Origin of the sequence: Nocardia sp. (genome assembly GCF_025465275.1) — a bacterium.
In the GTDB taxonomy this organism is placed as follows: domain Bacteria; phylum Actinomycetota; class Actinomycetes; order Mycobacteriales; family Mycobacteriaceae; genus Nocardia.
On the sequence record NZ_JAODNK010000237.1, the window covers coordinates 41,719 to 51,707 of the forward strand.

Annotated in this window: 6 protein-coding genes; all 6 read right to left on the reverse strand. The window is 69.0% G+C overall.

The genetic code is table 11. The features are described from left to right. Positions 1-107 precede the first annotated feature (107 nt). On the reverse strand, positions 108-1,478 hold the full coding sequence (locus JWN03_RS45155) for an acetyl-CoA carboxylase biotin carboxylase subunit (RefSeq protein WP_297628984.1): 1,371 nt from the start codon (positions 1,476-1,478) through the stop codon (positions 108-110). Further along, on the reverse strand, positions 1,475-2,053 hold the full coding sequence (locus JWN03_RS45160) for an acetyl-CoA carboxylase biotin carboxyl carrier protein (RefSeq protein WP_297628985.1): 579 nt from the start codon (positions 2,051-2,053) through the stop codon (positions 1,475-1,477). The genes JWN03_RS45155 and JWN03_RS45160 overlap by 4 nt, the downstream gene beginning before the upstream one ends. After that, the gene (gene accD / locus JWN03_RS45165) at positions 2,050-3,732 is read right to left on the reverse strand and encodes an acetyl-CoA carboxylase, carboxyltransferase subunit beta (protein ID WP_297628986.1); all 1,683 of its coding nucleotides are present in this window, start codon (positions 3,730-3,732) and stop codon (positions 2,050-2,052) included. Before accD ends, JWN03_RS45160 begins: the two co-directional genes overlap by 4 nt. Continuing rightward, the gene (locus JWN03_RS45170; RefSeq protein ID WP_297628987.1) at positions 3,732-5,303 is read right to left on the reverse strand and encodes a PfaD family polyunsaturated fatty acid/polyketide biosynthesis protein; all 1,572 of its coding nucleotides are present in this window, start codon (positions 5,301-5,303) and stop codon (positions 3,732-3,734) included. Before JWN03_RS45170 ends, accD begins: the two co-directional genes overlap by 1 nt. Further along, positions 5,300-7,429, reverse strand: a complete 2,130-nt coding sequence (locus tag JWN03_RS45175; protein WP_297628988.1) for a beta-ketoacyl synthase — start codon at positions 7,427-7,429, stop codon at positions 5,300-5,302. The genes JWN03_RS45170 and JWN03_RS45175 overlap by 4 nt, the downstream gene beginning before the upstream one ends. After that, on the reverse strand, positions 7,426-9,989 hold a 2,564-nt coding region (locus JWN03_RS45180; protein WP_297628989.1), incomplete at its 5' end, for a KR domain-containing protein. The genes JWN03_RS45175 and JWN03_RS45180, both read right to left, overlap by 4 nt.

Sequence of the window (9,989 nt, forward strand, 5' to 3'; positions counted from 1 at the left end):
CGGTGGCACATCCAAGATCTGCGGGCAGAAAGTCGCAAGCGCCAATCCTAGCGGAGGGCGGTGGGCTGAGGACCGACCATCACGGCCCTCAGCCCACCGCCCTTCCGTTATACCGACGCAACTGCCGCTTCGGTGAGGGAGCCGATCAGGGCGGTGTCGTGGGTGACGGCGCGGAAGCGGGGATGGTCCAGGACGTCGTGCAGGAACTCCGTGGTGGTGGCCACGCCTTCGCCGCGAATGCTGGTTTCTGCGAGGGCTCGGCGCATGCGGGCGATCGCGGCGGGGCGGTCCGGGGCCCAGACCACGATCTTGGCCAGCAGCGAATCATAGTGCGGCGGAATGGCATAGCCGGTGTGGATGTGGGTGTCGACGCGAACGAACTGGCCGCCGGGCAGCAGGCATTCGGTGAGTGTGCCGGGGGCCGGGGCGAATTCGCGTTCGGGATCCTCGGCATTGATCCGGCATTCGATGGATACACCCTGCGGGCGTGCGCTCAGTTCACTCGACAGCGGCAGGCCCGAGGCGATACGCAATTGCTCGGCCACCAGGTCGATGCCGGTGACCATCTCGGTGACCGGATGCTCCACCTGCAGACGGCAATTCACCTCCATGAAGTAGAACTGGCCGTCCGCGTCGAGCAGAAATTCCACCGTGCCAGCACCCACATAGCCGGCGGCGGACGCCCCGCGCACCGCGGCCGCGCCGATCTGTTCGACGAGCTCGGCGGAGAGCCCGGGTGCCGGCGCCTCCTCCACCAGCTTCTGGTGCCGCCGCTGGAGCGAGCAGTCGCGCAGGCCCAAATGCACGACGCTGCCGTGGGTATCGGCCAGAATCTGCACCTCCACGTGCCGGGCGGGCTCCAGATAGCGTTCCACGTACAGTCGGCCGTCACCGAAGATCGCGGTGGCACTGGCGCGGGTCTGCTGCCAGGCCGCGGCGAAGTCGCCGGGCTCGCGCACCACCCGCATACCGCGCCCGCCGCCGCCCGCGACGGCCTTCATGATCACCGGATAGCCGATGTCCGCGGCCAGCTCTCGCGCCTCGTCCACACTGTCGATGGGGTCGCGGCTGCCGGGCAGCAGCGGCAGGCCCGCATCGGACATCAGGGCCCGCGCGGTCGACTTGTCGCCGAGCCGGGCCATGACCTCGGCCGGAGCGCCGACGAAGATGAAGCCCTCCGCCTCGCACACCTCCGCGAAATCCGGGTTCTCCGACAGGAATCCGTATCCGGGATGGATCGCATCCGCGCCGGTGGCCCGGGCCGCCTCGATAATCGCCGGAATGTAGAGGTAACTGCGTTTGGCCGGGCCCGGGCCGATCTGGACCGACTCGTCGGCCATGCGCACCGCGAGGGAATCCCGATCCGCCGCGGAATGCACGGCGACAGTGGCGATTCCGAGCTCCGCGCAGGTGCGCAGAATCCGGACCGCGATCTCGCCGCGATTGGCCACCAGCACCTTGCGAATGGGCCGCGTCACCGCAGCGCCTCGAACTCGATGAGCGGCTGACCGTGCTCGATGGCCGCGCCGTCCTCGACCAGGAACTCCGCGACCACACCCTCGCGGGCCGCAGTGATCGGAATCATCAGCTTCATGGCCTCGACAATCGCGACCTGCTGACCGGCGCGCACCGGATCACCCTCGGTGATGAAGGGGGCGGCGCCCGGCTCGGGAGAGCGATAGAACACACCGACGGTCTCCGCTGTCAGCGCGAAAGTCGCCGTCTGCGAGGCACTTCCACCATTTCCGCCATTGTCACGCGACAAGCCGCTGTCCTGCGGCACACCCTTCTCGGCGGACGGCACGGCAGACCGGTTCGAATCCACCACGGGAGCGAGCGCCAGGCCGTGCGAGCCGCCCTCCCAGCTGACCCGCAGCACGACCGGACCGTTGGCCACGGTCACCGAGGTCGGGGCGGCGTCCGCCCGGACGGTGAGCGCATGCCGAGTGAGCACGGTGAGACTGTGATCGGCCTCGGCGGCGCTCACGGCTCGACCACCGGTCGTGGTGGGTGCGGTGTCCGGGAAGGTTTCGGTGGTGACGGAGTCGGTCATCGGTTCTCCTGGAGATCGTTTCGGGCCACGCCGAAGGCTCGGAATCTGGCGTGCCGGTGCGCTATGAGATCGGTTGCGGACCAGGCGCGCAGTTCGTGGACGGCCTGGCGCAAGGCGCGGCGCAGCAGTGCGGTGGCGGCGGCGGGTTGCTGATCCGCGCCGCCCTCTGGCTCGGGGATCACCGCATCGGCAATGCCCAGCTCCAGCAGGGCGGCCGAATCCACGCGCAGTGCGCGTGCCGCCCGAGGTGCGGCGGCCGCGTCCTGCCAGAGGATGGAGGCGCAGCCCTCGGCACTGATCACCGAGTAGACGGCGTTCTCGCACACCAGCACGCGGTCGGCGACCGCAAGTGCCAGCGCTCCCCCGCTGCCGCCCTCACCGGTGATCACCGCGACGACCGGAACCGGCAGTCCGGCAAGCAGTTTCAGATTCTCGGCGATGGCCACCGCCTGGCCCTGCTCCTCGGCGGTGATACCCGGATACGCGCCGGCGGTGTCGACGAGGGTGACCACCGGCAAGCCGAGCTTGGCTGCCAGCCGCAGCACTCGCGCGGCCTTGCGATAACCCGCAGGAGTCGGCATGCCGTAGTTACGGTGCAACAGCTCAGCGGCCGTATGGCCCTTCTGGGTGCCGAGCACTACGACCGGCACGCCGTCGAGGCGGGCGAGTCCGGCCACCATGGCCGGGCAGTCCGCGCTCATACGATCACCGTGCAGCTCGACGAATTCCTCGAAGGCACCGGCCAAGTGGTCCAGGGTGGTGGGGCGGCCCAGTCGCCGAGCCGCGCGGACCCGCTCCCAGGAATCGACCACGGGCACCGCGGCCGAATCGGTGATGACCGCGTCGGCATCGTTCGTATAGGGCCGGGCGGAGCGCACCGTCATGGCCACCAGTCGAATCAGCCTGTCGCGCAATGCGGACCGATGGCAGATCATATCGACGATGCCGTGCTCGAGCAGGAATTCAGCGGTCTGGAAGCCGGGCGGCAGTGTCTGCCCGATGGTCTGCCGGATCACACGCGGACCCGCGAAGCCCAGGCGCGCACCGGGTTCCGCGACGATCACATCGGTGGAGGTGGCGAACGAGGCCGCCACGCCGCCATAGGTGGGGTCGGAGATCACCGAGATCGTGAGTACCCCGGCCTCGTCCAGACGCTGTAGCGCGCGACTGGTCTTGGCCATCTGCATGAGCGCGATAATGCCCTCCTGCATGCGCGCCCCACCGGACGCCGTCACCAGAATGAGCGGACGGCGTTCTGCCAGTGCGGCTTCGGCGGCCGCCGCAATGGCCTCACCGACAGCGCTGCCCAGACTGCCGCCCAGGAAGCGGAAGTCCATGACTGCCAGTACCACCGGCGTCTCACCCAGAGTGCCGCGCACGCAGCGCACAGCATCGGGCATCCCGGTCCGGTCGCGCGCCTGTTCGAGCCGTTCCGGATAGGGGCGGGAATCGGTGAACCCCAGTGGATCCGAGAGGGTTTCGGCATACTCGACCGGCTCCGCGGAGCACGCATCCAGCAGCAGTTCGATGCGCTGATCGGCGGTCAGCATGCCGTGGTTGTCGCACTCCGGGCAAACCCGGTCGGCGCGTTCATAGCGTTTGACGTAGATCATCGCCGCACACCCCGGGCACAGCATCCAGGATGTGCCTGCGGCCGTGGCAGTTTCGAGAATGGTCATCATTCCTCCGTCGGACGGGGCGCGTACCGGGCGCACTCGGCCGGCAGCCGCACACCGGCGGCACGCAATTGCGCGACCCGGGTGAGGTAGGCCGCGCCCGTCATCAGCTGGTCCGCGATATCGGCCACGGACCGGTTCTCCGGCGCGGTGAGGTAGGTGCCCGCCGCCCAGCTGTTGAAGCCGCCCATGGCCGGTCCGCACCAGATCTGGTAGTCGGCGAGGCGATCGGCTTCGCCGCGAATGCTCCAGCCCGAGGACAGGCCCAGGTACCAGCGGAACACCAGCGCCATGCGGGCCTTGGGATCACCCTCGGCGGCGGTCAGCTGAGCCGGATCACGTTCGGTGAAGTAGCTGATGCACTCCTGCCAGATTTCCGCGAGCGGACGCCGGAAGAGCTTCTCCTCCAGTTCCTTTCGCACCTGCTCCGGCAGCGCTTCCATACCGTCGTAGGCTCGGTACAGGTCGTAGAGCCGGTGCGCGCGGGCGGCGAACATGGTGCCGCGCCGCAGTACCTGGACCTGCACGCCGAGTTCGAACATGTCCGAAGACGGTGCCATGGTGCAGTCCGCGAACTGCGCGGTGGCGAGCAACTTCTTGGTGGCCACGGACTGATTCGCCTCGCGGGCAGCCTGATTGACCGAACCGGTGACGATATAGGCCGCGCCCAGGGCGAAGGCGGACGCCGCCGCATCGGGGGTACCGATGCCGCCTGCCGCGCCGATGCGAACCGCAGCCGCTCCGGGCACGGTAAGCGCGATCCGGTCCCGCGCCGCTACCAGCTCGGGCAGCAGCACCAGCAGGGGCCTGCGATCGGTGTGGCCGCCCGAATCCGACTCCGCCGTAATGTCATCGGCCATCGGCACCCGCTCGGCCAGCTCGGCCTGCTCAGCGGTGATCTGCCCGCTCTCGACGAGCTGACGCAGCAATCGAGCCGGTGCCGGGCGCAGGAACAGTTCGGCAACCTCGACCCGGGAAACCTTGGCGATCAGCCGATTCCGGCATTCGATGCCGCCCTGCCGATCCGCCACCAGCCCGGAGGCCCGGTAGCGCACCACCTCCGCCGTGAGATCCATGAAGGCCGAGGCCTCCAGGCAGCGCACGCCGTATCGCAGGCAGGCATCTACGATCGCCCGCTCCAGCGCGGGCTCGGACGGGCTGTGAATCAGGTTGCAGGCGAAGGGCTTATCACCCAGACGCCCGGCGATCTCGGCCAGCGCGGCGTCGACCGCCTGCGGGGCCACGCCCGCCGCACCATAACTGGCCAGGTACCCGGCCTCGGCCATGGCGATCACCAGTGCGGGCGAGGCGATGCCATTGGCCATCGCACCCGCCGCATAGGCCGCACGCACACCGTGTGCGGCCCGGAACGCACTGTCCCCCAGTCGCTGTGCGGGCAGCGGCGGCACCGCCGCGAGCACCTGCCCGCGCGCGCCGGCGGCCCAGTCGTCGGTGGTGGCGGCGACCCGGCCGCTGTCGGTCCGGACAATCCAGCACGGGCGGTCCAGCTCGAGCAGCCGTGCGGTGATATCCGCGGGCGTCTCGGCGAGGGCCGGACTGCCGAAGGTGGTCATGGGCGCGCCTTTCGATCGGCGAGTTCGACTGCCAGATCCACGAGTTCGTAGATGCGCAGTCCGGGCTTCCACAGCGAGCCGTCCACAACGACGGTCACCCCGTGCGGTCCGCGCCGCACCGATTTGATGTGCGCCTCGAGTTCCACGCTGCCGTCGGAGGGCAGGAACTGACCGCGATAGCGCCAGCTGAACGCGAGGTCCGGCGGAATCCGGAACACCGGATCGACCATGCCGTCGGCGAATCCGGCGTCCAGCATCCACTCCTGTACGGCGTGAATGACCGACTCGACGCCGAGGGAGCCCGGAATCACCGGGTCCAGATAGAAGTGCCGTGTGAAGAACCAGTCGGAGTCGTCGATCGCGCGCAGCGAACGCAGGTAGCCCGCACCGTAATTGCCGCCGCCGTCCACCACCTCGACCCGGTCGATCAGGGCCAGCTTGTCGTGCGAGCACGCCATCGCCGCCGAATCCGCCCGGCGCGCAGCCACATCGATGACTCGTGGCTGCACACCCGGCTGACCGGCCAGCCAGGTCGGCACGAAACGCCCGGCGTCGAGGCCGGTCTGATTGCCCAGGGCCTCGTCGCTGAAGTAGCCGAACATGGTTTCGCCCCGGTAGAACGGCTCACCGTCCACGCTCAGCGTGTAATCGAAGGTCTGCAGCGACGATCCGGGCAGGATCGTCGTGGACAGCAATCGAGAGGTCTGCTCGATGGTGGCATTACGCAGATCCACCTGGCGCAGCACCGTCGCGGTACCGCCCAGATTCCGCAGGCTCAGGGTCACACCGGGCTGCGTGCGCGTCGGCCCGACGTAGTAGCCCATGAGCAGCGCGGCCTGCAGCGAGGTCTCCATGTAGACGAAGTGCGGCATCGAGTCGTTCGCCGTATCGGCGTAGTACCAGGAGTCGGCAGGTGAGTCGTATTCGGTGACATACGTGGCACTGTCGAGATTGCCGCGCGCGCCGTCGAAGTCGCGTACCCGGTCCACCAGCAGGAGCCCACCGGTGGGGAGCCGGGTCGCCCGAATGCCGGTGTACTCGGCGAACTCCTGACCCATGGCAATGGCCTGATCGCCACGCGCCAGGTGCGCCATATGGAACTCGTTGAGCAGCAGGGCACCCGCCGCACCGCCGGGGCCGACGTCGATGCCCTGCGGTTCGACGACCGTGACCGTCACACCGACCGGATCGGTCCCCTGCCCGAACGACGCCGTCGCCACCAGGTGCGGCCGCGGCACCAGGTCGAGGCTCTCGATCACGAGTTCGACCGTGCCGGTGGTACTTCCGGCGACAGATTCCGAAACACCGCCGGTGAGAGCGCTACCCGAGAGGCACAGCGGCATCCCGGTGTAGAGCGCGAAGACCTCTGCCGCCTGGAGAGCGGCCGAACGCGGGTCACCCTCGAACCGCGCTGCGACAAAACCGTTTCCACTGCCGCCGTACAAATCGATCCGGCTCACCTCGGTCAGCACCAGAGCGGTGGTGGCCGCGAGCCGAGCCGCCGCCTCGACGCCTGCCCGGTGATGCCCGGCACCGAACACGGCGGCGATCTCACCATGGACCAACTGCTCGAGCGCCGCCCTATCCAGCCACACCCGATCGGTCCGAGCCAGCGCCTTGAACGCGCCCTCCGGCGCGACACCGGCCGCAGGGACCAGCGCCACCGAGGCGGCGTCCGACACCACGGGATCACCCGCGCCCTGCCGCAGCAGAGCCTGCCGCCAAATCCCCCGCTGCAATGCGATCTGCGCGGACAGCGCGGAACGATGCGCCGCAACCACACCCGCCCGAATCTCCGCGATTGGATCGATTCGATGGACTGCGATCACCTCCAGGACCGAGTCAGCCGCCACAGGAGCGCGGTCCACCGGAATGGCAACGGCCGGGTCCGCGCCGCCCACTGAAGCCGGATCGGACGCAGGCGCAACACCCGCGGCCGAGGACGACTGCGGGATCGGATCGATACCCACCGGTGAGACCGGGGCCGCCGTCGGGGCGGTGCCCGACACCGGAGCGGGGTCCGCATGAGGTGAACTCGCCGCCGTGGCAGCGGGATCCACTGGTTGCCGGGCCTGCGGTGCGCCCATGGGGTCGAAGGGAATGCCGTCGAATTCGAGCACTGTCATGCCTGCCACCCCTTCACAGAGATTCGGAACTTGTCCGTCAGATCGGGTGTCGTGAGCACGGTGACATCCGAGAACCGTTGCAGCACTGTGCCGTCGAGCGACAGCGCCGTCGCATCGATGACCGCTTCCATGCGTGCCGCGCGGGGGTTGTCCACTACCACCAGGAAGGGATCACCTGCGGGCAGCGGGGCGAAAAAGTCGATCTTCCCCACACCGAGCGGCAAGCACGCCGTGCCCAGCAGCCGATGCCCCAGCACCGGGGGAACCTGCAAGATCAGGTCGGCGAGCACCGGATTGTGCAGACGGCCCGCGTACGCGCCGTTCGCCACCGGGTCCGCGGGCAGTGCGCATTCCAGCACCAGAGCGTCGTCGCTCTCGGCGCGCACCGACCGCAGCCCCTGCAGTGCGGGACCGTGGAATTGGATCGCCTCGTGGTAGATCCGTTCGGCACTGACGCCGGGGCCTGCCGGAACTTGTTGACGCGGAGCGGAATCCGGTCCGTCGGCCAGGAGCAGCGTCGTCCGGAAGCGGGCCGCACCATCACCGAAGACCGTCACGCGGACAGCCGTCCGGCCATCCACCGACTCGACCGGAGTCAGCTCAATATCCAGAGTCGCCACCGGATGGTCGAAGACCACCCCGCGCAGCACCTGGAAATCCCGCGCACCCACCACGATTCGCCCGGGCTGGGTGCGCTCGGCGAGGTGGATCATGGTGCCCAGTCCGAAGGTGGCGGGCAGCACGATGTGCTCCCCGACGCGGTGTGCCGCGATCACGGGCTCGTCGGTGAGCCCGAGAATGCCGCGGCGAGCCCGCAGCGGTGCGGTCACCGCCGCACCCGTCGACAGTGCGGTCGCCGCGCCGACCAGCAGTACCGGCTCTTCCCGGCGCGATTTCGTGAACTGCGCGGTGAAGGCGGCTGCACCGGCGGCCGGTGCCAGCAGCGGGATGCCACGAGCGCTGAAGTGCTCGCGCAGTGCGGGAGTCACCATGCCGCCGTCCCACGCACCCCAGTCCAGGGCGGTGACGTAGCGGTCGGGGTTGCGGTGGCCCCAGCTCACCGCGAAGCGGCACAGCGCCTCATTGGCCGCCGCGTAGTCGGCCTGTCCGGCATTGCCGAACAATCCGGCAACCGAGGTGAACAGCACCAGGTGGTGCGGTTCTCCCGCCGCAGCCAGTACCGCGCCGAGCCCGGCGAGCTTGGGCCGCAGTACCCGTTCGATGGAGGCGGCGGTCTTGTCCGGGATGAGCGAATCAGCCAGCACGCCCGCGCCGTGCACAACACCGGTAATGGTGTCGCGCCACGGCGCCAGCGCCTCGGTGAGCGCCGCCGCATCGGTGGCGTCCACGGCGAGGTACTGCGCCCGATCACCCAGTTCGGCCAGCGTCGCGCGGATTTCGCGCACCGCGCGCACCTCCGCGCAAGCCCGGTCGATATCCCTCGGGGTGACACCGGTTCCGGCCAGCGCACGAACCGCCGCCGGCTTCAGCCCGGCATCGGCGGTCCCCTGCGCCCACTCCGGCTCCGGAACCAGGACGGTCCGGCCCAGCAGCAGGAAGCGGCAGTCGGCCACTCGTGCCAGCTCCAGCACACAGGTGGCGGTGACGCCACGTGCGCCGCCGGTGACCAGCAGTACATCGGATTCGGTCAGCAGGACCGGGCCGAATTCGGTTCCTGCACGCACGATCTCGGTGATCCGAGCCGGAGCGTGCCGACCGGGTACCGGTGTACGTCGCACACCAGTGTTGTCGATGCCGATCTCCGGGGTGTCCCACGCCGCATCACACAGCTCTTCGAGCACATGCTCGGCGAGCCGCTGCGGCAGTACCGCCGGATCGATGTCCAGCGCCCGGCAGAACAGCGCAGGCTGTTCTGCCGCAAGGCTCTTGATCACACCCCCGAGCCCGCCGAGCAGCGCGGCCACCGGCTCCGCGTCACCGCGCAGACCGAGGTGACCGTCCAGCCGGGTGACGGTCGTGAAACCGGCTCGCCCGGTCGCGCCCCGCAGGCGGGGCAGAACCTGTCCGGCCACCAGAATGGCATCGGACAGAATGCGTTGCGCCTGTTCCCATTCGGCGGCCACACCAGCCACCACCACGCAGGCGTCGACCGTTCCGGTCCCGGCCACCGCGCCGAGCCCTTGGGCCCGGATAACGGTCCAGCTGCGCGCCCGGAGCTCCTCTTCGATTGCCTCGCAATCGGTTTCCGCGGAATCATCCAGGCAGACCAGCAGTGCGGTGCCGGCCGGGCGATAGGGATCCACGGCGAGATCCACCGCGGGCAGCTCGACGAGTTCGACTACATGCCGCGGCGTTTCGGCCGCGGCCTCAGCTTTTGGGTGGACATCACCCCCGGCCAGCTCGCCCACGATTTGATCGAGTGTGCGTAGCGTGCCGAGTTTCTCCGGCCCCAGCACCGGCAGGTGCGGAAAGCGTTCCTGCAGTGCGCCGATCACCTGAACCCGCTTGATCGAATCCACACCCAGATCCGCCTCCAGATCCATGGTCGGATCGACCATCTCCACCGGATAACCGGTCTTGTCCGCGACCACCTCACGCA